This is a genomic window from Levilactobacillus senmaizukei DSM 21775 = NBRC 103853, from assembly GCF_001592085.1.
Classification (GTDB): Bacteria; Bacillota; Bacilli; order Lactobacillales; family Lactobacillaceae; genus Levilactobacillus; species Levilactobacillus senmaizukei.
Genome location: NZ_BCWD01000063.1, coordinates 1 through 1,010 on the forward strand (window position 1 = coordinate 1; position 1,010 = coordinate 1,010).

The 1,010-nt window shown below is 44.9% G+C and carries 2 protein-coding genes; both read right to left on the reverse strand.

Going from position 1 to position 1,010, the window contains the following annotated elements; genetic code table 11:
- Positions 1–43: 43 nt before the first annotated feature.
- Positions 44–241, reverse strand: a complete 198-nt coding sequence (locus tag LSE01S_RS10610) for a hypothetical protein (RefSeq protein ID WP_061777593.1) — start codon at positions 239–241, stop codon at positions 44–46.
- Positions 242–459: 218 nt separating this feature from the next.
- Positions 460–906: a DNA N-6-adenine-methyltransferase gene (locus tag LSE01S_RS10620; protein WP_061777595.1), complete on the reverse strand. Its 447-nt coding sequence runs from the start codon at positions 904–906 to the stop codon at positions 460–462.
- Positions 907–1,010: the final 104 nt, after the last annotated feature.

Sequence of the window (1,010 nt, forward strand, 5' to 3'; positions counted from 1 at the left end):
ATGCCTTGCAGCACGTATTTTCGATACTCAATCTGTTCGTGTGTCATTGTCCGCCTCCGCCCAACAGGTCTGGAATTTTTTCAAATGGGACAGTTGTTCTAGTAACCGTGTCAGCACATTCAAATGTCGAACCATCACTAGTCTGGTAGATTCTTTCCACGGTTGCTAAATTGATCCAAACTAATCCACCATCAATATCGGTGACTCTAATCCACTTAACTTCACTGCTGTAATTAAACATTGTCTGCCTCCCGCTCGGTACCCGTCTAGCCACGCTCTAAATTTTGGTACCATCATTTGCCCTCCCAATCTCAACATCACTCGGTGCCACCTCAATATGCCTGTGGCTGCCTTTAACTTTTATCATCGCCGATCGGCTATCGCCACGCGTGATCCAGCATAGCCATGTAGCCGGCTGCTTAACGTGGCGTCGGTGGTAATACACCTTATCGTCGTGCTTCATTGTCTGCCACCATAGATAACAACCGCCGAAGGAAACGGTGCCGCATCTTTTGATTCACCATTCAGTTCAAATTTCAGCCGTCCACGTAAAAACTTGATTTGTGCTTTTCCAAAAATGAAATCATGCCAGTAGCTGGTGTCTGTTCTTGCTGGGATAAGTAGCACAATGTAACCGTCATGTTTTTTGATACTTTCTTCATACGCTTTCTTGACCCATTTTCGTAATTCTCTACCGTATGGCGGGTTTAAGAACAGGTTGCCTTTAATCTCATGCCAGGGCTTAGTAAGTGAGTCGTCTTCCTCGCTGAAAAAGTTCTCACATTTAGCATTCTCACGACTCGCCGCTAGGTCAAAACTGAAATGGTATTTGTCATTAAGCTTCTTAAAAAAATCTTGTGGTGTTTCCCAATAATTCTTTTCTGATGATAGCAAGGCGTTATTCATTGTCTGCCTCCCGTAGCTTCTCTCGCATGCAGCGCACCCAATCTTTGTCGCGTCCCATAACACTAGCAATTCCTTTATTGTTAGGCCGATCCATGTGATCGAGG